This window comes from Streptomyces sp. 12E, from assembly GCF_055633275.1.
This window is the reverse complement of the sequence record NZ_JBVNCJ010000001.1, coordinates 1,433,214-1,456,732: the sequence shown is the minus strand read 5'-3', so window position 1 is coordinate 1,456,732 and position 23,519 is coordinate 1,433,214. Positions and strand designations below refer to the sequence as shown.

The 23,519-nt window shown below is 73.8% G+C and carries 20 protein-coding genes; 12 read left to right on the top strand and 8 right to left on the bottom strand.

Annotation, left to right across the window (positions count from 1 at the left end; all coding sequences use genetic code 11):
- Positions 1-12: 12 nt before the first annotated feature.
- Positions 13-1,518 (top strand): cytochrome P450, encoded by a 1,506-nt coding sequence (locus ACZ8ZB_RS06830; protein WP_470736803.1) that lies wholly within the window; start codon positions 13-15, stop codon positions 1,516-1,518.
- Here ACZ8ZB_RS06830 and ACZ8ZB_RS06825 read toward each other — a convergent pair.
- The 4 genes from ACZ8ZB_RS06825 to ACZ8ZB_RS06810 all read right to left on the bottom strand — a co-directional run bounded on the left by ACZ8ZB_RS06825 (position 1,512) and on the right by ACZ8ZB_RS06810 (position 4,892).
- Positions 1,512-2,462, bottom strand: coding sequence for an RluA family pseudouridine synthase (locus ACZ8ZB_RS06825; RefSeq protein WP_470736802.1), 951 nt, complete (start codon positions 2,460-2,462; stop codon positions 1,512-1,514). The two genes, ACZ8ZB_RS06830 and ACZ8ZB_RS06825, sit on opposite strands and share 7 nt — an antisense overlap.
- 23 nt (positions 2,463-2,485) lie before the next feature.
- Positions 2,486-2,755 (bottom strand): hypothetical protein, encoded by a 270-nt coding sequence (locus ACZ8ZB_RS06820; RefSeq protein ID WP_470736801.1) that lies wholly within the window; start codon positions 2,753-2,755, stop codon positions 2,486-2,488.
- A gap of 256 nt (positions 2,756-3,011) precedes the next feature.
- A complete protein-coding gene (locus ACZ8ZB_RS06815) occupies positions 3,012-3,857 on the bottom strand; it encodes a siderophore-interacting protein (protein ID WP_470736800.1) in 846 nt (281 codons plus the stop codon).
- A gap of 105 nt (positions 3,858-3,962) precedes the next feature.
- Positions 3,963-4,892, bottom strand: a complete 930-nt coding sequence (locus ACZ8ZB_RS06810; protein WP_470741434.1) for a 5'-3' exonuclease — start codon at positions 4,890-4,892, stop codon at positions 3,963-3,965.
- A gap of 230 nt (positions 4,893-5,122) precedes the next feature.
- On the opposite strand from ACZ8ZB_RS06810, the gene ACZ8ZB_RS06805 reads away from it, so the two are divergent.
- The 5 genes from ACZ8ZB_RS06805 (at position 5,123) to ACZ8ZB_RS06785 (ending at position 11,594) form a co-directional block, all read left to right on the top strand.
- The gene (locus ACZ8ZB_RS06805) at positions 5,123-6,214 is read left to right on the top strand and encodes a quaternary amine ABC transporter ATP-binding protein (RefSeq protein ID WP_470736799.1); all 1,092 of its coding nucleotides are present in this window, start codon (positions 5,123-5,125) and stop codon (positions 6,212-6,214) included.
- Positions 6,207-8,825, top strand: a complete 2,619-nt coding sequence (locus ACZ8ZB_RS06800) for an ABC transporter permease/substrate binding protein (protein WP_470736798.1) — start codon at positions 6,207-6,209, stop codon at positions 8,823-8,825. Before ACZ8ZB_RS06805 ends, ACZ8ZB_RS06800 begins: the two co-directional genes overlap by 8 nt.
- 398 nt (positions 8,826-9,223) lie before the next feature.
- Positions 9,224-9,793 (top strand): helix-turn-helix domain-containing protein, encoded by a 570-nt coding sequence (locus ACZ8ZB_RS06795; protein WP_470736797.1) that lies wholly within the window; start codon positions 9,224-9,226, stop codon positions 9,791-9,793.
- A complete protein-coding gene (locus ACZ8ZB_RS06790; RefSeq protein WP_470736796.1) occupies positions 9,790-10,518 on the top strand; it encodes a helical backbone metal receptor in 729 nt (242 codons plus the stop codon). Before ACZ8ZB_RS06795 ends, ACZ8ZB_RS06790 begins: the two co-directional genes overlap by 4 nt.
- Positions 10,519-10,652: 134 nt before the next feature.
- On the top strand, positions 10,653-11,594 hold the full coding sequence (locus tag ACZ8ZB_RS06785) for a LysR family transcriptional regulator (protein WP_470736795.1): 942 nt from the start codon (positions 10,653-10,655) through the stop codon (positions 11,592-11,594).
- Positions 11,595-11,639: 45 nt separating this feature from the next.
- On the opposite strand, the gene ACZ8ZB_RS06780 is transcribed toward ACZ8ZB_RS06785, so the two are convergent.
- The 3 genes from ACZ8ZB_RS06780 to ACZ8ZB_RS06770 form a co-directional block, all read right to left on the bottom strand.
- Positions 11,640-12,395, bottom strand: coding sequence for a gamma-glutamyl-gamma-aminobutyrate hydrolase family protein (locus tag ACZ8ZB_RS06780; RefSeq protein WP_470736794.1), 756 nt, complete (start codon positions 12,393-12,395; stop codon positions 11,640-11,642).
- Between the two features lie 22 nt (positions 12,396-12,417).
- Positions 12,418-13,863 carry an ethanolamine permease gene (gene eat, locus ACZ8ZB_RS06775; protein WP_470736793.1) on the bottom strand — a complete coding sequence of 482 codons (1,446 nt, stop codon included), beginning with the start codon at positions 13,861-13,863 and terminating at the stop codon, positions 12,418-12,420.
- Positions 13,864-14,009: 146 nt separating this feature from the next.
- On the bottom strand, positions 14,010-14,744 hold the full coding sequence (locus ACZ8ZB_RS06770; protein WP_470736792.1) for a FadR/GntR family transcriptional regulator: 735 nt from the start codon (positions 14,742-14,744) through the stop codon (positions 14,010-14,012).
- Between the two features lie 86 nt (positions 14,745-14,830).
- On the opposite strand from ACZ8ZB_RS06770, the gene ACZ8ZB_RS06765 reads away from it, so the two are divergent.
- Genes ACZ8ZB_RS06765 through ACZ8ZB_RS06750 form a run of 4 tightly spaced genes read left to right on the top strand, consistent with a single transcriptional unit; the run spans position 14,831 to position 19,287 of the window.
- The gene (locus ACZ8ZB_RS06765) at positions 14,831-16,201 is read left to right on the top strand and encodes a glutamine synthetase family protein (protein ID WP_470736791.1); all 1,371 of its coding nucleotides are present in this window, start codon (positions 14,831-14,833) and stop codon (positions 16,199-16,201) included.
- Between the two features lie 8 nt (positions 16,202-16,209).
- Entirely contained in the window at positions 16,210-17,583 is a 1,374-nt protein-coding gene (locus ACZ8ZB_RS06760; protein ID WP_470736790.1) for an aldehyde dehydrogenase family protein, read from the top strand.
- Positions 17,584-17,589: 6 nt separating this feature from the next.
- Positions 17,590-18,372, top strand: coding sequence for a 3-oxoacyl-ACP reductase (locus tag ACZ8ZB_RS06755; protein WP_470736789.1), 783 nt, complete (start codon positions 17,590-17,592; stop codon positions 18,370-18,372).
- A gap of 27 nt (positions 18,373-18,399) precedes the next feature.
- A complete protein-coding gene (locus tag ACZ8ZB_RS06750; RefSeq protein WP_470741433.1) occupies positions 18,400-19,287 on the top strand; it encodes a DUF2510 domain-containing protein in 888 nt (295 codons plus the stop codon).
- 4 nt (positions 19,288-19,291) lie between these two features.
- On the opposite strand, the gene ACZ8ZB_RS06745 is transcribed toward ACZ8ZB_RS06750, so the two are convergent.
- Positions 19,292-20,494: an amino acid deaminase/aldolase gene (locus ACZ8ZB_RS06745; protein ID WP_470736788.1), complete on the bottom strand. Its 1,203-nt coding sequence runs from the start codon at positions 20,492-20,494 to the stop codon at positions 19,292-19,294.
- A 226-nt stretch (positions 20,495-20,720) separates the two neighbouring features.
- On the opposite strand from ACZ8ZB_RS06745, the gene ACZ8ZB_RS06740 reads away from it, so the two are divergent.
- On the top strand, positions 20,721-22,331 hold the full coding sequence (locus ACZ8ZB_RS06740) for a hypothetical protein (protein ID WP_470736787.1): 1,611 nt from the start codon (positions 20,721-20,723) through the stop codon (positions 22,329-22,331).
- On the top strand, positions 22,328-23,512 hold the full coding sequence (gene mycP, locus ACZ8ZB_RS06735) for a type VII secretion-associated serine protease mycosin (RefSeq protein WP_470736786.1): 1,185 nt from the start codon (positions 22,328-22,330) through the stop codon (positions 23,510-23,512). The genes ACZ8ZB_RS06740 and mycP overlap by 4 nt, the downstream gene beginning before the upstream one ends.
- Positions 23,513-23,519 lie beyond the last annotated feature (7 nt).

Here is a 23,519-nt window from a genome sequence, read left to right as displayed (position 1 = left end):
GGAGCGACCACTGTGACGCCTGAACCCACCTCCCCGACGGGAGACTCCACGACCGGAACGGACACCCCCCGGCCCGGCCCGCCCCCCGGCTGCCCCGCGCACAACCCGGGCCCCGGCGGACTGAGCCGGCTGCACGAGTCGCCGGACCTGAAGAAGCTGTACGAGGAACTGCGGGCCGAGCACGGCCCGGTGGCACCCGCGCTGCTCCACGACGACGTGCCGGTGTGGGTGGTCCTCGGCCACGCCGAGAACCAGCAACTGGTGCGCAGCCCCGCCCAGTACTGCAAGGACAGCCGGATCTGGTCCGCGCTCGCGGAAGGCCTGGTCAAACCCGACCACCCGCTGATGCCGCACATCGCCTGGCAGCCGATGTGCGCCCACGCCGAGGGCGACGAGCACCGGCGGCTGCGCGGCGCCATCGACGCCGCCGTGGCGGCCACCGACTTCCGCGGCCTGCGCCGGCACGTCAACCGCAGCGTCCAGCGCGTCGTCAACCGGTTCTGCGAGGCGGGCGAGGCCGACCTGGTCGGCCAGTACGCCGAGCACCTGCCGATGGCCGTGATGTGCCACGTCCTCGGCATGCCCGACGAGTACGACGACCGGATGGTCGAGGCCGCCCGCGACATGATCAAGGGCACCGAGACCGCGATCGCCAGCAACGCCTACGTCATGGAAGCCCTGGAACGCCTCACGGCCCGCAGCCGGGCCGAGCCGAAGGACGACTTCACCGGCCACCTCATCAGGCACCCGGCCGGGCTGACCGACGAGGAGGTCGCCCAGCACCTCAGGGTGGTGCTCATCGCCGCCTACGAGGCCACCGCCAACCTCCTCGCCAACGTGCTGCGCCAGGTGCTCATCGACCCGCGCTTCCGCTCCCAGCTCAACGGCGGCCAGATGACCGTGCCCCAGGCGGTGGAGCAACTACTCTGGGACGAACCGCCGTTCAGCACGATCTTCGCCTACTTCGCCAAGCAGGACACGGAGCTCGGCGGCCGGCGCATCCGCAAGGGCGACGGACTGCTGTTCGCGCCCGCGCCGGCCAACGTCGACCCCCGGGTGCGGCCCGACCCGACCGCCGACATGCAGGGCAACCGCTCGCACCTCGCCTTCGGCGGCGGCGCGCACGAGTGTCCCGGCCAGGACATCGGCCGCGTGGTCGCCGAAGTCGGCGTCGACGCACTGCTCATGCGGCTGCCCGACGTGGAACTCAGCGTCGGCGAGGAGGAGCTGTCCTTCACCGAGTCCATCGCCTCCCGGCACCTCGTGGAACTGCCCGTCCACTTCACGCCCCGGCCGCAGCAGGACGTGCTGCAGCGGCCCAGCCACAAGAACGACGCACCCCCGCAGCGCGACTGGCAGGTCGGCGCGACCCGGCCCGCGGCCCCCGCGCCCCACGTGCCGCCCGAGCCGGACGCCGAGGCACCCGCGCCGCAGCCCGCGCCGCCGCCCGTGCCGTCGCGGCCGGCCCCGCCGCAGGGCGCCTGGCAGCGCTTCCTGTGCTGGTGGCGCGGTTACTGACCGGCCGCCCACTCCTCGTACGAGGACCAGGCCGCGAGCGTTTGGCCGCTGGTGAACCGGTGCTCCGCACCCGTCACCGGATCGGTGAACTCCAGCTTCCGCGCCAGCAGTTGCAGCGGACGCCGGAAGTCGCCGGCCGGGACGGGGGCGGTCACCTCGGGATACAGCGGATCGCCGAGGATCGGCACGCCCAGAGCGTTCATGTGCACCCGCAGTTGATGGGTCTGCCCGGTGCGGGGCACCAGCCGGTACCGGCCGAGGCCGTCGGCCCGGTGGGCGGTGAGCTCGACGCGGGTCAGGGCGTTCGGCTCGCCCTCGACCTCTTCGGCGGTCAGCACCCCGCGCTCCTTCACGATCCGGCTGCGTACGGTCCGGGGCAGGTCGAGCGCCGGGTCGTACGGGGCGACGGCTTCGTACTCCTTGCGCACGAGACGGTCGCGGAACAGCGTCTGGTAGGCCCCGCGCTCCCCGGGCCGTAGCGTGAACAGCACCAGGCCCGCGGTGAGCCGGTCGAGACGGTGCGCGGCGCCGAGTTCCGGGACGCCCAGCTCGCGGCGGAGCCGGGCGAGCACGGTCTGGGTGACGTGGCTGCCGCGCGGGGTGGTGGCCAGGAAGTGGGGCTTGTCGACGACGACGATGTGCTCGTCCCGGTGGACGACCTCCAGCGGGAACGGCACCGGCACCTCGGCGGGCGGCTCCCGGTGGAACCACACGAACATGCCGGGTGCGTACGGTGCGTCCGCCGGTACGGCCCGTCCGTCCGCCCCGACGATCAGCCCCGCGGCGAACATCCCGTCCACGACACCGGGGCCCGCCGAAAGCCGTTGCACCAGGTGCTCCCGCACCGTGGCCCACCGGGTGCCGGCGGGCAGCCGCACCCGCACCGGGTCCACGCCGTCGCGCTGCGGCAGGGGAGAGGGTGGAATCGGCCGTCTGCGTCTCACATCGGGCAAGCGTACGGGGCCGCTCAGCCGTGGTCCCCGGTCGCCCGCCTCAGCTCCGCCTCGATCTCGTGGAGCGGTCTGCCCTCGGCCCGGGCGTACTCGGCCACCGCGAGCCGGACGTCACGGGCCAGGTCGCGCCAGGCCCGCCAGGCGGTCTCCCAGGTGATGGTCTGGCGCCCGCTCCACTTGGTCCGGGTGGGCGGGCCGTAGGCGTCCCGCAGCTGCCGGACCCGGGCGTGCGCCTCGTCCGCCGCGCGCTGCTTGGCCACGAGCTCGTCGAAGGTGTGTGCCACGCGCCCGGATCCTGCGGCAGTGGCCCCGCACGGGTGGGCCCGCCACGCCGCCGGCCGTGGTCCGGGGGGCCGCGGTTCACCTGATCAGCCCGCCGGGGCGGGCGGGGGCGCCCCGTGCTGGTGCGGGCCGGAGGGGGCCGGCGCGTCCGCGCCCCGGCCCCTCCGGGAAACCCGGTCGCGCCGGTCCGAGGACGGACACCCCCGGCCCGGCCCACCCACCGGCCGCGGGCGTTGCAGCAAGCCCGTCGGGGGGAGGTCAGGCGGAGGTCTTCACGCCTTCCTGCTCCGCCTCGATGCGGGCGTTCCAGTCGCGCTTGGAGGCCTGCCAGCCGTCCTCGTTGTGGCCGAGCCGCCAGTAGCCGGAGATCGACAGGTCCTCGCGCGGAATACCGCGCTCCACGCGCAGCAGGCGGCGCAGCTCCTTCACGCAGTGGGCCTCGCCGTGGACGAAGGCGTGCACCCGGCCCTCCGGGAAGTCGAGGCTTCGGACGGCCTCCACCAGGGCCTCGCCGACGGGCCGGCCACCGCGGTGCAGCCAGTGGACCTCCGCGTCGGAGTCGATCTTCTGCTCCTCCTCGGGACCGGAGATCTCCACGAAGGCGAACACCCTGGCGCCGTGCGGCAGCGCCTCCAGCGACCGGGCGATCGCGGGCAGCGCGCTCTCGTCACCGGCGAGCAGATGCCAGTCGGCGGCCGGGTCGGGCGCGTAGGCGCCGCCGGGCCCCATGAACCGGACGACCTCGCCCGGCCGGACGTTCGCCGCCCAGGGGCCGGCCAGGCCCGTGTCGCCATGGACCACGAAGTCCAGGGTCAGCTCACGGTGTTCGGGGTCCCACTGGCGCACCGTGTACGTCCGGGTCACCGGCCACTGCTCGCGCGGGAACTCCTCGCGGATGCGCTGGAGGTCGAAGGGCTCCGGATACGTCGCTCCCGCAGCCGGGAACAGCAGCTTGACGTAGTGATCGGTGCAGGTGTCCGCCGAGAAGCCGGAGAGCCCCTCACCACCGAGCACCACGCGCTGCATGTGCGGGGTCAGCCGCTCGGTGCGGACGACCTCGGCGGTGTGCGGCGCGCGCGGGGCGCGTACCGGTCGCTCTGCCATGAGGAGCCTCCCAGTTACCGTAGTTAGGTTTACCTAACCTAACACCTCGATCTCGGTCGACGCCTGGCCGGCGGATTTTCCGTCCTGTTCCGTGATGTGTGCGGTTCACGCCGAGAGGGTCGTCAGCAGGCGCTGCAGTGAGCCGCCCAGACCCCACCGGGCGGCCAGGGACTCCACCCCGGCAGGGTCGCGCGGCCCGCGCGGCAGCGCCGTGTCGACGTCCGGGAGCGGGACGTCGTCCGCGACCCGGACGACCTTGGGGGCGACCGCGAGATACGGCCGCGCCTCGTCCAGGCGCTTGCGCTGCGACGGCGTGAGCTTGGCCTGCGGGTCGTCCACGGCCGCCAGGATCCCGGCCAGGTCGCCGAACTCGGCCAGCAGCTTGGCGGCCGTCTTCTCCCCGATGCCCGGTACGCCCGGCAGGCCGTCGCTCGGATCACCGCGCAGCAGCGCCAGGTCCGCGTACCCCCTGCCGTCCACGCCATACTTCTCGCGCAGCACGGCCTCGTCGGTGAGCTGGAGCGTGCCGACGCCCTTCAGCGGGTACAGCACGCGCACCCCGCGCGCGTCGTCCACCAGCTGGTAGAGATCGCGGTCACCGGTGACGATGTCCACCGGTCCGCCGGCGCGGGCGGTGAACGTGCCGATCACGTCGTCCGCCTCGTACCCGGCGACCCCCACCCGCGCGACGCCCACCGCGTCGAGCACGCTCTCGATCACCGGTACCTGCGGGGACAGCGTGTCCGGCACCTCCTCCTCGTCCGGGCCCGCCGCACGCTCCTCGGCGACGCGGTGCGCCTTGTAGGAGGGGATCAGCTCCACCCGCCACTCCGGGCGCCAGTCGGCGTCCATGCAGGCCACCAGGCGGTCGGGACGGTGGTCCTTGACCAGGCGGTCGATGAAGTCGAGCAGTCCGCGCACGGCGTTCACCGGAGTGCCGTCCGGGGCCCTGACGGACTCGGGGACGCCGAAGTAGGCGCGGAAGTACAGGGAAGCGGTGTCGAGGAGCATCAGTCGTCCGGTCACGTCCCGCATCATGCCGCACCCCACCGACAGCGCCCCGCAGGAGCATGCGTATGTGTTACGCGCAACGAGTTGCGCTCTGCGCCATCTGTGTGAGGCGTCACACGAACACGTTTGCCCTGTGCAAAACCGGGGAGGCGCGGCCCCGGAGCGATGCCGGTTACAGATTCAACTGTTGTGGGCCGCGTGAGCCGTCCGCCGGACATCGCTCCTGCCATTTGCCGTCGAGACAAGAGGTACGCGTGTCATCCAGGCTTGAGGCCGAGCATCTGTTCAAGGTGTTCGGCAGACGACCGGACCAGGCGGTCGAACGACTGCGCCAGAAGAAGACCGACCGGGAGGAGCTGCGCGCCGACGGCACCACCGCCGCCGTCATCGACGCCTCGTTCACGGTGGAGCCGGGCGAGATCTTCGTCGTCATGGGCCTGTCGGGGTCCGGCAAGTCCACCCTGCTGCGGATGCTGAACGGCCTGCTCGAGCCCACCGCCGGACACGTGCGCTTCGGCGGCCAGGACCTGACCGCGCTGCCCGACCGGGAGCTGCGCGAGGTCCGCTCCAGGAAGATCAGCATGGTCTTCCAGCACTTCGCGCTGTTCCCGCACCGCAGCGTCCGTGAGAACGCCGCCTACGGTCTTGAAGTGCAGGGCGTGCCCCGCGCCGAGCGCGAACGCCGCGCCGACGAGGCGCTCGCCCTGTGCGGCCTGGCCGGCTGGGAGAAGTCGTGGCCCGACGAGCTGTCGGGCGGCATGCAGCAGCGCGTGGGGCTCGCCCGCGCGCTCGCCACCGACGCCGACCTGCTGCTGATGGACGAGTCCTTCAGCGCCCTCGACCCGCTGATCCGCCGCGACATGCAGGACCAGCTGATCGAACTGCAGAAGACGTTGAGGAAGACGATCGTCTTCATCACCCACGACCTCAACGAGGCCATGCGCCTGGGCGACCGGATCGCGGTGATGCGCGACGGCCGCATCGTGCAGATCGGCACCGCGCAGGACATCCTGATCCGCCCCGCCAACGACTACGTCGCCTCCTTCACCCAGGACGTCGACCGCGCCCGCGTGCTCACCGCCGGCGCCGTGATGGAGCGCGAGGTCCGCGGCGACGAGGCCGACTGCGGCTGCGAGACCGCGACGCCCGAGACGCCGTTCACCGACCTGTGCGCGATCAGTGCCCGTGTGCCGCACCCCGTGGCGGTGCTGGACGAGGGGGACGCGCTCGTCGGGGTCGTGCCCCGGCAGCGCCTCGTCGGCTTCCTCGGCGACGAGGAGTCCGATCCCGGTGTCTGCGACACCCCGCGAAACAAGGGCGGCGAGAAGGTGATGGCCCGTGCCTAGGATCCCGCTCGGCGACTGGGTCAACAGCACCGTCAACTGGCTGCTCGCCAACGTCACCTGGCTGTTCGACTTCTTCAAGGCCGTCTTCACCGGCGCCTACGACGGCGTCAACGCCGTCCTCCAGGCCCCCGAGCCGCTGATCCTCTGCGGCATCTTCGCGGTGATCGCCTTCTGGCTGCGCGGTACCTTCGCCGGTGTCCTCACCTTCGTCGGCTTCGCCTTCCTGGACTCCCTCGAGCTGTGGGAGGACTCGATGGTGACGCTGGCGCTGGTCATCGTCGCCACGGTGATCGCGCTGGTCATATCGGTGCCGGTCGGCATCTGGGCGGCCCGCTCGGACCGGGTCAGCGCCGTCGTCCGGCCGGTCCTGGACTTCATGCAGACGCTGCCCGCGATGATCTACCTCATCCCGGCGATCCTGTTCTTCGGGACCGGCTCCGCCCCGGGCATCGTCGCCACCCTGATCTTCGCGCTCGCCCCGGGCGTGCGCATGACCGAGCTGGGCATCCGCCAGGTCGACAAGGAACTGGTCGAGGCCGCCGAGGCGTTCGGCACCACTCCCCGCAACACCCTGCTGCGCGTGCAGCTGCCGCTGGCGCTGCCCACGGTGATGGCGGGTGTCAACCAGGTCATCATGCTGGGCCTGTCCATGGCCGCGATCGCCGGCATGGTCGGCACCGGCGGACTTGGCGGCGCGGTCATCGAGGCCATCGGACAGCTCAACATCGGTCTGGGCGCCGAGTCCGGCATCGCCATCGTCATCCTGGCGATCTACCTGGACCGCATGACCAGCGCCCTGGGCACCCAGGTCTCCCCGCTCGGCCGCCGCGCCGCCGCCAAGGCGCGCGCCGCGCAGGGGCTGAGGATCTGGTCCTACCGGCCCCGCCCGCAGGTCGCCGTGGTCGGCGTCGTCGTCCTCGCCCTGGTCGCGGGCGGCATGGGGATCTTCGGCAAGAGCTCCGGCGGCTCCGACGCCGCCGCCGACGGCGGGAACGTCGGCGACGGCAGGAAGGTCACCATCGGCTACATCCCCTGGGACGAGGGCGTCGCCTCCACCTTCCTGTGGAAGGAGATCCTGGAGCGGCGCGGCTTCGAGGTCGAGGCCAAGCAGTTCGAGGCCGGCCCGCTCTACACCGCCCTCGCGCAGGGCGACGTCGACTTCCAGACGGACGCCTGGCTGCCCACCACCCACGAGGCGTACTGGAAGAAGTACGGCGGGCAGCTCGACGACCTCGGCTCCTGGTACGGCGAGACGTCGCTGGAGCTGACCGTCCCGGCGTACATGGAGGACGTCGACAGCCTGGAGGACCTCAAGGGCAAGGCGTCCGCCTTCGGCGGGGAGATCACCGGCATCGAGTCCAGCGCCGGCATGATGGGCCTGCTGAAGAGCAAGGTCCTCAAGGAGTACGGCCTGGACGAGGAGTACGAGGTCGTCGACAGCTCCACGCCGGCGATGCTGGCCGAGCTCAAGCGGGCCTACAGCAAGAAGGAACCGGTCGTCGTCACCCTCTGGTCGCCGCACTGGGCGTACAGCGACTACGACCTGAAGAAGCTGGAGGACCCCAAGGGCAGCTGGGGCAAGGGCGACGGCGTGCACACGGTCTCGCGCAAGGGCTTCGCCGACGACAACCCGCTCGTCGGGAAGTGGCTGAAGGACTTCTCGATGACCGAGGAGGAGCTCACCGGCCTGGAAGCCGAGATCAACAAGGCCGGCAAGGGCGGGCAGCAGGACGCCGTCCGCGCCTGGCTGAAGGACAACCCGGGCGTCGTCGACAAGCTGGCCCCGACGGGGTCCGGCCCGGGCGGCGCCCCCGCCGAGGCGAAGCGGACGCTGGACGTGGCCTGGTTCCCCTGGGAGGAGGACGTCGCCGTCACCTACCTGTGGAAGAACGTCCTCGAGCGGCGCGGCTACACGATGAACCTCAAGCAGATGGACGTCGGCCCGGTCTACACCGGCCTCGCCTCCGGGGACCTCGACCTCAATTTCGACGCCTGGCTCCCGCACTCGCAGAAGAACTTCTACGAGCCGAACAAGGACAAGCTCACCGACCTCGGCACGTGGTACGAACCGGTCTCGCTGGAGATCTCCGTCCCCTCCTACGTCGAGGACGTCCAGTCCCTGGCGGACCTCAAGGGCAAGGCCGGCCTGTTCGGCGGGCGGATCGTCGGCATCGAACCGGGCACCGGCCAGATGGACCTCCTCAAGAACAAGGTCCTGCCGGCCTACGGCCTGGACGAGGAGTACGAGGTCGTCGACGGCTCCTCACCGGCGATGCTGGCCGAGCTCAAGCGGGCCTACGCCAAGAAGGAGCCCGTCGCGGTCACCCTCTGGTCGCCGCACTGGTCGTACAGCGAGTACGAGCTGACCAAGCTCGAGGACCCGAAGCGCGCCTGGGGCGAGAACAACACCATCCACACCATCGCGAGCAAGAAGTTCCCCGAGCAGTACCCGCAGCTCACCGAGTGGATCAAGGGCTTCCGGATGAGTGAGGACGAGCTCGGCACCCTGGAACGCGAGATCAAGGACCGCGGCCAGGGCCACGAGGAGGAGGCCGTGGCCGCCTGGCTGGAGGAGCATCCGGACATGGTGGAGCGGATGACCCCGCGGTAACCGCCGTACCGGCCGCCCCGAGGGGCGGGCCCGGCCCCGCACCCGACGGCGCGGCCGGGCCCGCCCCTCGGGCATGTCCGGGGCCGGACGGGAGCACGGTAGGAATCCGGACAACCACGCAGCGCGATGTCCTGCCCGGACCTCCCCGTGACCTTCCGCCGGGCGGGGGTGACAATGGCGGGAACACCCCGTTATCGCGCGCGGGAGGAACCGAGGGGCCCGCGGGGCGACTGGCGTGAACTGGCGGGTCGGCTCCGGTCACCTGTGACGGCGACGTGACAGGCGCCTGAAACGGTTTGCCGAACATGCGTAGGGTGCAGACAACTCACGACGAGGAGTGCGCCGGACGGGCGGCGGCACGGGGTGCGGGACGATCGGCGGAGGAGGGAGCCGGAGCGATGGGCGATCACAAGGAACAGCCCTTGCGGGTGGGCGCGGCCGTGCGGCGGCGACGCCGCGCGCTGGACCTCACCCTCGCCGTCGTGGCCGCGCGCAGCGGCCTGTCGGTCCCGTTCCTCAGCCAGATCGAGAACGAGCGGGCGCGTCCCAGCCAGAGCTCCCTGGAGAAGGTCGCGGACGCGCTGCGCACCACCGCCGTGGAGCTCCTCGCCGCCGCCGATCCCGCGTGCAGCGTGGACGTCGTCCGCGCCGAGGGCGCCGAGCCGTGGGCGGAACCGCACGTGCGCTCCCTGGTGCGCGGGCACCACCAGATGCACGCCTCCGAGTTCACCGGCGACCACGACGCCGGCCGTGAACTCCAGTTCCGCAACGACCAGTTGATGTACGTGGCCGACGGCGCCGTGGAGATCGAGGCGGAGGGCCGCGCGTACCGGCTCGGCCGCGGCGACACCCTGTACCTGACCGGAGGCGTCCGGCACCGCTGGCGGGCCACGGTCCCGGAGACGCGGCTGCTGGTCGTCGCCGTCGCCGAGCACATCGAGGCGCTGCGGGACAAGCCGCGCCGATGAGTCCCGCCAGGGTCGTCTCCCTCGTCCCGTCGCTGACGGAGGCCGTGGCGCTCTCCGCCCCCGGCGCCCTGGCCGGCGTCACCGACTGGTGCACGCACCCGGCCGGACTGGACGTCGTACGCGTCGGCGGCACGAAGAACCCGAAGACCGACCGGATCGTCGCCCTCGCCCCCGATCTGGTGATCGCCAACGAGGAGGAGAACCGCGAGCCCGACCTGGCGGCCCTGCGTGCGGCGGGCCTCGAGGTGCTGGTGACCGAGGTCCGGACGCTGCCCCAGGCCTTCGGCGAGCTGGAGCGGGTGCTCACGGCGTGCGGGGTGACCGCCCGCCCCCGCTGGCTCGACGAGGCCGAGGCGGCCTGGGCGGCGCCGCCGGCGCCCGCGGAGCGCCGGACGGCGGTCGTGCCCGTGTGGCGGCGCCCCTGGACGGTGCTGGGCCGGGACACCTTCGCGGGGGACCTGCTCTCCCGCCTCGGCGTCGACCACCTGTACGCCGGCCACCCGGAGCGCTATCCGCGGCTCCCGCTCGAGGCGCTGCGCGCGGCCGGCCCGGACCTCGTCGTGCTTCCCGACGAGCCCTACCGCTTCACTGCCGACGACGGCCCGGAGGCCTTCCGGGGCCTGCCCTGCGCGCTCGTCGACGGCCGGCGCCTCACCTGGTACGGCCCGTCGCTGGCCGAGGCGCCGACGGTGCTGGGGCGGGCCCTGCGAGCAGCGTCCCGCTGAACGGGCCGCGCGCCGTGTGCCGGGCGCCGGCCGGCCGGGTGCAGCGGACGAGCGCCGTCACGGTGCGGGCGACCACCACGTCATCGCGGAGCGCCCCGCCACCGGGAGCACCTCTCACGGCATAAGCTGGGCTTATGAGCAGAACGGATGACCACGACCATCCAGGGCACCGCTCTGCGAGCCCGGGGGCCCTGGCTCACCGGGTGCCGGACCTCGGGGCGCTGGAGCTGCTGCTGGCGGTGGCGCGACTGGGGAGCCTGGGCGGGGCGGCGCGGGAGGTGGGCATCACCCAGCCCGCCGCCAGCAGCCGGATCCGGTCGATGGAACGGCAGCTCGGGGTGGCCCTGGTCGACCGGTCGCCGCGCGGGTCGCGGCTGACGGACGCGGGGGCGCTGGTCACCGACTGGGCGCGGCGGATCGTGGAGGCGGCGGAGGCCTTCGACGCGGGCGCGCAGGCGCTGCGGGACCGCAGGGACTCGCGGCTGCGGGTGGCGGCGAGCATGACGATCGCCGAGTACCTGCTGCCGGGGTGGCTGCTGGCGCTGCGCGCGGACCGGCCGGACACGGCGGTGTCGCTGCTGGCCGGGAACTCCGCGGCGGTGGCGGAGCGGCTGCTGTCGGGGGAGGCGGACGTGGGGTTCGTGGAGGGTCTGACGGTGCCGACGGGGCTGGACTCCGCGGTGATCGCCCATGACCGGCTGATCGTGGTCACGGCGCCGTCGCACGCCTGGGCCCGTCGGCGGCGGCCGATCACGGCGGAGGAGCTGGCGAGTACGCCGTTGGTCCTGCGGGAGAAGGGCTCGGGGACGCGGCAGGTTCTGGACGCGGCGCTCGGGGGGCTGGCCCGGCCACTGATCGAGTTGTCCTCGACCACGGCGGTGAAGGCGGCGGCGGTGGGCGGGGCGGGGCCGGCGGTGTTGAGCGAGCTCGCGGTGGGGGAGGAGCTGGCGATGCGGCGGCTGGTGCGGATTCCCGTGGACGGGATCGCCCTGGCCCGGGATCTGCGCGCGGTGTGGCCGACGGGGCACCGGCCGACGGGGCCGGCGCGGGATCTGCTGTCGCTGACGCGGGGGTGAAGCCGGTGCGGGGACCGGGCGGGGGCGGATCGCGCGGCCCGGCGTTCACGGGGTTGTCGCGCCCACCCGTGCCGCGGGGGGGCCTCCCGGGCCCTTGAGGCACTGGGGGAGGCACGACCGCCCGCGGTTCGCGGCGGCGGTCAGTGCGCGCATGAGCCGTGCGTCCTCGCCCGTTTCCGGGTGCCACTGGACGCCCAGGACCCACGGGGACGTCGTGAGTTCGATCGCCTCCACTGTGCCGTCCTCCGCGTACGCCGAGGGGATCAGGCCGGCGCCCGGGCGGTCCACCGACCGGTGGTGGGCGGGGACGGAGGTCCGCTCCGGGACGATGCCGGCGTGGAGCGCGCCGGGGACCGGCTTGACCGGGTGGTGGCCGAAGACCCCCGGAGTCTCCGCGTGGCCGTCGATGTGCTGGACGAGGGCGCCGCCCAGGGCGACGTTCAGCAGTTGCACGCCCCGGCAGATGCCCGGCAGCGGGATCCGGCGGTGCAGGGCCGCCTCGGTCAGGGCGAGTTCCCGGGCGTCCCTGGTCCGGGCGGACGGCCCGGTGCGCACGTCGGGTTCGGCGCCGTAGCGGACGGGCTCCACGTCCGGGCCGCCCGCGATCACCAGGCCGTCGAGGTGGGCGACGGCGCCCGCCCGCTCCGGCGTGTCCGGGGGAGCAACGCGGCCGGCCCGCCCGCTCGCTGCACCAGTCGCGGACAACCGGCCGGCAGCAGCGCGGCGTCCAGCCGCCGCACTCCCCGGCGCACACCGGACTTCCGCGTACGTGCTGATGCCGATGAGCGGTCCGGGCGGCACGGCGGGCACCTCCCTTCCGTCCTCAGTCCCGTGACAGCTCCGCCTCGGCCGCCGCCAGCGCCGCGAATTCCTCCTCCGGCGCCTTCGCCACCAGATGTCTGCGGCTGTACAGACCGAAGTACGCCACCGCCACGATGTACACGGCCAGCGCGATGAACGCCGCCACCACGTCCACCAGGAACGTCGCCACCAGCGCCGCGCACGCCAGCACCAGGGCGACCGAGGAGGTCAGCACGCCGCCCGGTGTCCGGTACGGCCGCGGCAGCTCCGGCTCCCGGCGGCGCAGCACGATGTGCGAGAGGGACATCAGCGCGTACGAGATCGTCGCGCCGAAGACGGCGATGTTCAGCATGCGGGCGCCGTCGCCCGATCCGGCGGCCAGCGCGAAGCCGATCGCCCCCGGCGCCAGCAGACCGAGGTACGGTGCCCGGCGGCTGCTGGTGAGGGAGAGGAACCTGGGCAGGTAGCCCGCGCGGGACAGCGCGAACAGCTGGCGTGAACCGGCGTAGATCAGCGAGAAGAACGACGCGACCAGACCCGCGAGGCCCGCGTAGTTCACGATCCGGCTCAGCGTCGTCGCCTCGCCGTCCGGCTGGAGCGCCTCCACCAGCGGGTTGCCCGCGTCCTGGACCGCGGCCGAGCCGCGCGCCCCGGCCGCCGCGAAGAAGGTCACCACGGCCAGCGCCACCAGGATGCCCATGGACCAGCGGATCGCCCTCGGCAGCGTACGCGCCGGTTCCCTGGCCTCCTCGGCGGCCAGCGGCACACCCTCCACGCCCAGGAAGAACCACATGCCGAACGGGAACGCCGCCCAGATGCCCAGCAGTCCCATCGGCAGCCAGGAGTTCGCGCCGAACGCCGAGGGATCCACCGGGATGTCGTCCAGCGAGGACGCGTCGAACCCGGGCAGCGCACCCAGCGCGAACACCACCAGCGCCGCCACCGCGATACCCGTCACGACGAAGCTGAAGCGCAGCGCCTCGCCCACGCCCCACAGGTGGATGCCGATGAAGACGACGAAACAGGCCAGGTACACCGGCCGGCCGGCCTCCAGGCCGAACAGGCCCAGCGACTCGACGTAGTCGCCGATGAAGATGGAGATCGCGGCGGGCGCGAGCACGTACTCGATGAGGATCGCGGTCCCGGTGAGGAACCCGCCCCACGGCCCCAGCGCCCTGCGGGCGAAGCCGTAGCCGCCGCCGGCCGTGGGCAGGATCGACGACAGCTCGGCCAGGGCGAAGACCATGCAGGTGTACATGGTGCCCATCAGCACCATGGCGATCGCCAGGCCGCCGAAGCCGCCCTCGGCCAGGCCGAAGTTCCAGCCCGAGTAGTCGCCGGACACGACGTAGGCGACGCCGAGGCCGGTCAGCAGCAGCCAGCCGGCGCTGCCGCGGCGCAGCTTCCTGCGTTCGAGGTAGTCGTCCGCCTCGCCGGCGGGTTCGCGGGACGAGGGTGGAAGGCTCACAGGGCGACTCCCCGGGGGCGGCGACGGAGGGGCAGCGGAGCAATGGAACGAATCCAGACCTTTGTGGTCCCATACCTTCGCGGCGCGGACGCCGTGAGCGCAAGCCCCCTGCGTCGAACCCCGGTGAACCCGACCGCGTCACGCCCTCACGCCAGGAAGCCCCGCAGCAACGCCGCCGTCCCCGCGCAGTGCTCGCGCATCGTCTGCCGCGCCCCGTCCGCGTCCCCCTCCAGCACCGCCTCCACCAGGGCCGCGTGCTGCCGCTGCGAGTGCTCCAGGTTGCGCACCAGCAGCGGAATGCAGTCCAGCAGGTCGTTCACCGTCGCCCGGACCGCCGCGTACTGCCCGGTCAGCGTCGGCGAGCCGCACAGCTCCGCCAGGGTGAGGTGGAACAGCGTGTCCAGGCGCCGGTAGTCCGCCAGCGGCGCCTCCCGCGTGCCGGACAGCGCCCCGCGCAGCCGCGCCGCCTGCCCGTCCGTCAGCCCGTGCGCCGCGCAGAGCCCCGCAGCGCCCACCTCCAGCACCTCACGGAAGCGCAGCACGTCCTCGACGTCGGCCCCGGCGATCCGCCGCCGCAACTCCTCCTCTCCGGTGTCCGTCGAACGGGGCAGCACGAACGTTCCGCCGTACCTGCCGCGCCGCGACTCCACCAGGCCCTGGTCCTGGAGCACCTTCAGCACCTCGCGCAGCGTCACCCGGCTGATCCCCAGCCGCTCCGCCAGTTCCCGCTCGGCCGGCAGCCGTTCCCCGGCCGCCACCAGCCCCAGCCGCACCACCTGGAGGATCTGCTCCAGCGCCTCCTCGAAGCCGTTGCCCGCGCGGACCCGCCGCAGCACCGGCGCCAGGCGGTCCCCGACCGCGCCGGCCGCTTCCCGTGGCATCCGGCCGTGCCCCCTTCCCAAGCAATGGTTCCCAGCAATACCTTATGGCTCCCGGCGTGACCGAAGAAGCCCGAGGAGGCTCTCCCGTGGCAGACCGCACACCCCCGCTCACCGTCGAGGAACTGCACGCCCTCGTCGCCGGCGGTGAGATCGACACCGTCGTCCTGGCCTTCCCCGACATGCAGGGGCGGCTCCAGGGCAAGCGGTTCGCCGCGCGCTTCTTCCTCGACGAGGTGATCCGGCACGGCACCGAGGGCTGCAACTACCTGCTCGCCGTCGACGCCGACATGAACACCGTCGACGGCTACGCCATGTCCTCCTGGGAGACCGGCTACGGCGACTTCGCCATGTACCCCGACCTCGACACCCTGCGCCGGGTGCCGTGGAACGAGGGCACGGCCCTGGCCGTCGCCGACCTCGCCTGGACCGACGGCTCCCCGGTCGTCGCCGCACCCCGGCAGATACTGCGCCGCCAGCTGGACCGCCTCGCCGCCCTCGGCTACACCGCCCGGGTCGGCACCGAGCTGGAGTTCATCGTCTTCAAGGACACCTACGAGCAGGCCTGGGACGCCGGCTACCGCGGGCTCACCCCCGCCAACCGGTACAACGTCGACTACTCGGTGCTCGGCACCGGCCGCGTCGAGCCCCTGCTGCGCCGCATCCGCAACGAGATGGCCGGCGCCGGACTCGTCGTCGAGTCCGCCAAGGGCGAGTGCAGCCCCGGCCAGCACGAGATCGCCTTCCGCTACGACGAGGCCCTGGTCACCTGCGACCAGCACGCGGTCTACAAGACCGGCGCCAAGGAGATCGCCGCCCAGGAGGGCGTCTCGATCACCTTCATGGCCAAGTACAACGAGCGCGAGGGCAACTCCTGCCACATCCACCTCTCCCTCGCCGGCCCCGGCGGCGACAGCGTCATGCCGGACTCCGCCGAGGAGCCGGACGCCATGTCCGAGGTGATGCGTCACTTCCTCGCCGGGCAGCTCGTCGCGCTCCGTGAGTTCTCCCTGCTCTACGCCCCGCACATCAACTCGTACAAGAGGTTCCAGCCCGGCTCCTTCGCCCCGACCGCCGTCGCCTGGGGACACGACAACCGCACCTGCGCCCTGCGCGTGGTCGGCCACGGCCGCTCCCTGCGCTTCGAGAACCGGCTGCCCGGCGGCGACGTCAACCCCCACCTCGCCGTGGCCGGCATGGTCGCCGCGGGGCTGTACGGCATCGAGCGGAAACTGGAGCTGCCCGAGCCCTGCCCCGGCAACGCCTACACCGCCGGCTTCGAGCACGTCCCCACCACCCTGCGCGAGGCCGCCGAGTTGTGGGAGAACAGCGCGATCGCCGAGGCGGCCTTCGGCGACGAGGTGGTCGCGCACTACCGCAACATGGCGCGCGTCGAGACCGACGCCTTCGACGCCGCGGTCACCGACTGGGAGCTGCGCCGCTCCTTCGAACGCATGTGAGGCCCTCCTTGTCCGACCAGCCCCCCGAGCTCCAGGTGCGCAACCCCGCGACCGAGGAGGTCATCGCCACCGTCCCGGCCGCGGCCCCCGCCGACGTCGACGCCGCCGTCGTACGCGCCGCACGCGCGCAGACCGCCTGGGCCGCCCTCGCGCCCGGCGACCGGGCCCGGCTGCTGCGCCGGTTCGCCGGCACGGTCGACGGGCACGTCGAGGAACTGGCCCGCCTGGAGGTCCGCGAGGCCGGCCACACTCTCGGCAACGCCCGCTGGGAGGCGGGCAACGTCCGCGACCTGCTCGACTACGCGGCCGGGGGAGTGGAACGCCTCACCGGCCGCCAGATCCCGGTCCCCGGCGGGGTCGACGTCACCTTCCTCGAGCCCCTCGGCGTCGTCGGCGTCATCGCCCCCTGGAACTTCCCGATGCCGATCGCGGCCTGGGGCGCCGTCCCCGCCCTCGCCGCCGGCAACGCGGTGCTCCTCAAACCCGCCGAGACCACCCCGCTCACCGCCCTGCGCCTGGCCGGACTGGCCCTGGAGGCCGGCCTGCCCGAGGGCTTGTTCCAGGTGCTCCCCGGACACGGCCCGGTCGCCGGGAACGCCCTCGTGGAACACCCCGGCGTCGCCAAGATCGTGTTCACCGGGTCGACGGCCGTGGGCAGACAGGTGTGGGCCAGGGGCGCGGACCGCCTCAAGCGCGTCACCCTGGAACTCGGCGGCAAGAGCCCCAACCTCGTCTTCGCCGACGCCGACCTGGAGGCCGCCGCCGCGGCCGCCCCCATGTCCTTCCTCGACAACGCGGGACAGGACTGCTGCGCCCGCACCCGCATCCTGGTCGAGCGCTCCGTGCACGACCGGTTCCTGGAACTGCTCGCCCCCGCGATCGAGGCGGTCCGGGTGGGCGACCCGGCCGACGAGACCGTGGACATGGGCCCGCTGATCTCCGCCGCCCAGCTCGCCCGCGTCCGCTCCTACGCCACCGACGCCCTCGACGGCATCCGCGGCAAGGCCCCCGAGGGCCCCGGCTACTGGTTCCCGCCCACCGTCCTCACCGGCGTCGACCCCCGCGCGCGCGTGGCCGTCGAGGAGGTCTTCGGACCCGTCGCCGTCGTCCTCCCCTTCGACGACGAGGCCGACGCCGTACGCCTGGCCAACGCCACCGACTACGGCCTCTCGGGCTCCCTGTGGACCCGCGACGTCGGCCGCGCCCTGCGCGTCTCCCGGGCGGTGCGCGCGGGCAACCTGTCCGTCAACTCCCACTCCAGCGTCCGCTACTGGACGCCCTTCGGCGGGTTCAAGCAATCCGGCGTCGGGCGCGAGCTCGGCCCGGACGCGCTGGCCGCCTTCACCGAGACCAAGAACGTCTTCATCAGCACGGAGGCCTGAGGGCGCATGAGCGAAGAGAACATCTGCCGCCGACTGGTCGGCCGCACCGCCGTCGTCACCGGAGCCGGCAGCGGCATCGGCCTCGCGACCGCCCGCCGGCTCGCCTCCGAGGGCGCGCACGTCGTCTGCGGGGACGTGGACGAGACACGCGGCAAGGCCGCCGCCGAGGAGACCGGCGGCACCTTCGTCGAGGTCGACGTCACCGACCCGGAGCAGGTCGAGGCGCTCTTCCGGACCGCGTACGACACCTACGGCAGCGTCGACGTCGCCTTCAACAACGCCGGCATCTCCCCGCCCGACGACGACTCCATCCTGGAGACCGGCCTCGACGCCTGGAAGCGAGTCCAGGAGGTCAACCTCACCTCCGTCTACCTGTGCTGCAAGGCGGCCCTGCCCTACATGCGACGCCAGGGCAAGGGCTCCATCATCAACACCGCGTCCTTCGTGGCCCGGATGGGGGCGGCCACCAGCCAGATCTCGTACACCGCATCCAAGGGCGGCGTCCTCGCCATGTCCCGGGAACTCGGCGTGCAGTTCGCCCGCGAGGGCATCCGCGTCAACGCCCTGTGCCCCGGACCGGTCAACACCCCGCTCCTGCAGGAGCTGTTCGCCAAGGACCCCGAGCGCGCCGCCCGCCGCCTGGTGCACATCCCGCTCGGCCGGTTCGCCGAGGCCGAGGAGATCGCCGCCGCCGTCGCCTTCCTGGCCAGCGACGACTCCTCCTTCGTCAACGCCACCGACTTCCTGGTGGACGGCGGGATCTCGGGGGCGTACGTCACACCGCTGTAGCGTTCGCCCTACAGTGCCCGGATGAGCATGACGCCCCCGTCCGGCTGGTACCGCGACCCGCACGCCCCGCACCTGGAACGCTGGTGGGACGGCACGGCCTGGACCGAGCACCGGCGCACGCCCGGGGCTCCCGCCGTGCCGCCGCCCCCGTCCGGCGGCGGGACCGGCCGCGCGAGGGCGATCGCCCTCACCACCGCCGGCGCCGTGCTGGTCGCGGCGGTCGTCACCGGCGCGGTGCTCCTCGGCGGGGACGAGCGCGAACCGGGGACGCGCACCGCTCCCACCTCCGCCACGTCCGCTCCCGAGTCCCCGTCGCCGTCCGCGTCCGAGCCGTCCGCCGGGGACCCGGACGTGGTCGAGGACCAGCTCAACGGGATCACCTTCCCGCTCCTCGACGGCTGGGTCCGCCCCGAGAACGTGGCCCAGGACGACGTCGTCATGACCACCGACGGCACCTACGACTGCCCCGGCGACGGCAGCGTCTGCCGGCACGGCCTCGTCATCTCCCGCACGGTCACCGAGAACGACGAGACCTCGCCCGAGGCGCTCGCCGAGGAGGACGTATCCGAGGCGGCCGACGCGGCCTTCGACGAGGACCTCCTCGGCCGGCGCCCCTACGGCGGCCTGGAGTCCCACGAGGTCGTGAAGTCCGGCCCGGTCGCGGTGGCGGGCCGCGCCGGCTACTTCGTGCGCTGGCGCGTCACCACCGCCGAGGGACCCGGCGGCTACGTGCAGTCGCTGGTGTTCCCCTCCAGTGTCGGCACCGGGCCCCCGGTCCTCGTCCGCTACGTCTTCGACGCCGGACGGGACGGTCCGCCCCTCGCCGACATGGACCGGATCACCGAGGGCATCCGCTCGGTCACCGACCCGGCCTCCGGCGGCGGCGTCGGCAGCAGCATCGGCCCGGCGGACTGAGCCGTCACAGGAACGTGCGGCCCTCGCCCCGGTACGTCGGCACGGTCGCCGTCACCGCGTCGCCCTCCACCAGGTGCAGCGCGTCGAACCGCTCGCACAGCTCGCCCGCCTTGGCGTGCCGGAACCACACCGTGTCGCCGATCAGGAGATCGTCGGCGGGCGAGCCCAGCAGCGGCGTCTGCACCTCACCGGCCCCTTCCTGGGAGTCGTACCGCAGCCCCTCGGGCAGATACGGCGCCGGCAGCCGGTCCGCGCCGGGCGCGCCCGACGCCGGATAGCCCCCGCCCAGCACCGTCACCACGCCGACACCGGGCCGCCGCACGACGGGCAGGGCGAACAGGGCCGCCGGACGCCCGCTGAACGACGTGTAGTTGTCGAACAGGCGCGGCACGTACAGCCCCGAACCGGCCGCGATCTCGGTGACCGCGTCCTCCGCGGCGGTGTGCTGCATACTGCCCGTACCGCCGCCGTTGACGTACTCCAGATCCGGCACGACCGCCCGCACCGCCCGCACCACCGCGGCCCGCCGCTCGGCGAGTTCACGGCGCGCGGCGGTCTGCATCAGCCGCACCGCACGCGACCGCAGCGGACGTCCGGCCACCGCGTCGCCGACACCGGCCACATGACCCTCGTACGCCATGATCCCGACGACCCGGAACCCGGGCCGCCGGGCCACCGCGCGCGCGAACTCGGCGACCTGGGCGGGGGAGTGCAGCGGGGAACGCCGGGCACCGATCCGCACCCGCCCGCCCAGCAGCCTCAGGGACGTGTCCAGCTCCAGGCAGACGCGCACCACCTCACCGCCGCCCGCGCGCGAGGCGTCGATCAGGTCCAGCTGCGCCGGATCGTCGACCATGACCGTGACGGCGGCGGCGAGCTCGGGATCGGCGGCGAGCTCGGCGTAGCGGGCGCGGTCGGCGGAGGGGTAGGCCAGCAGGACGTCGTCGAAACCGGAGCGGGCCAGCCACAGGGACTCGGCGAGGGTGAACGACATGACGCCCGCGAAACCGTCCCGGGCGAGGACCCGTTCGAGCAGCGCACGGCAGCGCACGGACTTGCTCGCGACCCGGACCGGCTTCCCGCCCGCCCTGCGGACCAGATCGTCCGCGTTGGCGTCGAAGGCCCCCAGGTCCACGATCGCGAAGGGGGCGTCGAGGCGGGCGGTGGCCCGCTCGTAACGGGCCCGGTCGGCGGCGCGCGCAGTCATGTGCGCAGCCTGCCAGACGGGATTACCGCACGGTAGGGGATGTTCCGGGCAGATGCCGCGGCCCCGTGGACTGGCTCCCGTTCGACGCGGACCACGCCGTAGAGTGACGCGCACGCACGGCGGAACGGGCCGGCCGGACGGCCGGGCCGGGATGACGCGCCGTCCGTGCGGGTATCTGTGCCCGGGACGAGTCCGTGCCGGGCGGGCACGACGAAACGGGGGGTGCATGAGCACGGAAGCGCGCCGCGCCTCCCACCCCCCGCGCCCCACCGTCCCTCCGCGCCCCGCGCACCCGCCGGGACCGGCCGGGCCCGACACGGAGGAACGGAAGGGCCCGGACGACGCGGCCCGCCCCACGGCCCCGGAGGCCGGCGCCCCCCGGGGCCGCACCTTTGGCGGCTCCGGTCCCTTCACCCTCCGCGAACCGGCCCCCGCGGCCGCCGACGGCCCCCGTGGGGAGACCGCACGCGGTGCGGGCGCGTTCGAACCGCACGAGCCCGCCCGTACGGACGCCGACGGCGCGGACGGTCCTTCGGCGCCCCCGCCGCGTTCTCCGCGCTTCGGCGAGGGGGCCTCCGCCGGCACGGCCCCCGCCGCCCCCCCGCCTCCGCGTGCCTCCGCCCGCTTCCCCGACACGCCGCCGGCCGCGGGCCGGGGCACGCGGTCACCGGGCGGCTCACCCTCCGTACCGTCGCGGCCCGCCCACCGGTCCACCGCACGCGGCACGGGCACCCCTCCCGAAACCGAGTCGGAGACCACCACCCGGCTGCGCGCCGTGCGGCCGGACACGGACGGCCCGCGCCGTCCGAGCACACCGTCCGGCGCACGCCCGGGCCCCGGCGGCGCGGGCCGTTCCGGGACGGACCCGGCGTACGCGCCGCCCCGCCCCGCGTGGCGGCCGGGCGCCGGGTCCGTCCCGGACGCACGCCGTGCCGGCACGGGCCCGGCGCACGCCCCCGACCCCGCTCTCTCCTGGAGCGCCCCCGTGGCGCCGGGCGGTACGCCCGGAGCGGGGCGGCCCCTGGTGTCGTTCGGGGAGCCGGAGGGGTACGGCGAGGGCGCGCGGCCCCGGCCGCTCGGCCGGCGGGGGCGGTCGCAGGCCGTCGCGGCCGCCGCCTGTCTCGTCCTCGGGACGGGACTCATCGGCGGAGCCGTCACCGGGAGCTGGCTCGCCGGGGACTCCGACGCACCCGGCGCCCCGCACGGCTTCGCCGCCGTCCGGACCCTGTGGCACAACGTCCCGGTCGACCAGCTGTTCCCGCCCACCGTGCAGGGCGAGGGCGCCGGCCCCGGCGGCGCCGACCGGACCTGGACCCGTATCGCCGTGGCCCCCGACAGCGGCTGCGAGGACGCCTTCGACGCCCTGCTGCGCAAGGTCCTCGCCCCCGTCGGCTGCGAGCGCCTGCTGCGCGCCACCTACACCGACGCCACCCAGAGCCACGTCACCACCGTCGGCCTGCTGTTCACCGAGGCCGACGCCGCCGCCATGACCTCCCTCGCCCGCCGTTTCGACGCCGAACGCCTGGACCGCCGTACCGACCTGATGCCCCTGCCGTACGCGGCGAAGGACACCGCCGCCGCCGGGTTCGGCGCCGGACAGCGCGCCACCTGGTCGATCTCCGTCCTCACGGACGTCCCCGCCGTCGTCTACGCCGTCACCGGCTGGGCCGACGGGCGCACCGTCGACACCCCGCAACCCGCCGAGGACGCCATGGAGTCCGGAGCCACCACCGCCCCCGCCCAGGCAGGTCTCGGCCACGAGGCCCAGGGCCTCGCCGACCGCGTCGAGCGAGGCCTGCGCAGGAAGGCCGACACCGCCACGGAGCAGCCGTCATGAGACCCGTCACCGGCCGGCGCCCCGCCGCGGCGGCACTCGGCGGCCTCCTCGCCGTCGCCCTCGTGCTCGTCCCCGCCACCGCCGCGCACGCCGACGGCATCCGCGCCCGCCAGTGGTCCCTGGAGGCCATGCACACCGAGGAGGCGTGGCGGACCACGAAGGGCGCGGGCGTGACCGTCGCCGTCCTGGACACCGGCGTCGAGGCCGACCACCCCGACCTCGACGGCAACGTCCTCGCCGGCAAGGACCTCGTCGGTTTCGGCGCGAGCGAGGGCGACCGCGCCTGGGCCCGCCACGGCACCGCCATGGCCGGGATCATCGCCGGCCACGGACACGGCCCCGGCAACGCCGACGGCGTCATGGGCATCGCGCCCGAGGCGAAGATCCTCCCCGTCCGCGTGATCCTGGAGGACGGCGACCCCTCCCGCGCCGAGGCCCGCAAGACCCGCGGCAACGCCCTCGCCGAGGGCATCCGCTGGGCCGCCGACCACGGCGCCGACGTCATCAACCTCTCCCTCGGCGACGACTCCGCCTCCGCACACCCCGAACCCAGCGAGGACCAGGCCATCCAGTACGCCCTGCGCAAGGGCGTCACCGTCGTCGCCTCCGCCGGGAACGGCGGCGAGAAGGGCGACCACGTCTCCTACCCGGCCGCCTACCCGGGCGTCATCGCCGCCGCCGCCGTCGACCGCTACGGCACCCGCGCCCCGTTCTCCACCCGCCGCTGGTACGCCACGGTCAGCGCCCCCGGCGTCGACGTGATCATCGCCGACCCCGACCACAAGTACTACGAGGGCTGGGGCACCAGCGCCGCCGCCGCGTTCGTCTCCGGGGCCGTCGCCCTGGTCAGGGCGGCCCACCCGGATCTGAACCCGACCCAGATCAAGCGGCTCCTGGAGGACACCGCCCGCAACGCCCCCGCCGACGGCCGGGACGACTCCCGCGGCTTCGGCTTCGTCGATCCGGCCGCCGCGATCGAGGCCGCGTCCCGGATGAAGCCCGAGGGCCTGAAGCCGGCGGCGTACGGCGAAAAGTACTTCGGCCCCGGCCCGGACGCCGCCGGCTCCGACGACGGCACCGCCGGCTGGGCGGCCCCCCTGGCGGGCGGCGCCGGCGGTGTGCTGCTGGTCGCCGCGGTGGTCCTGTGGCGCGGCCGCCGCACCCGGCACGACGCGGATTGAGGCCCCG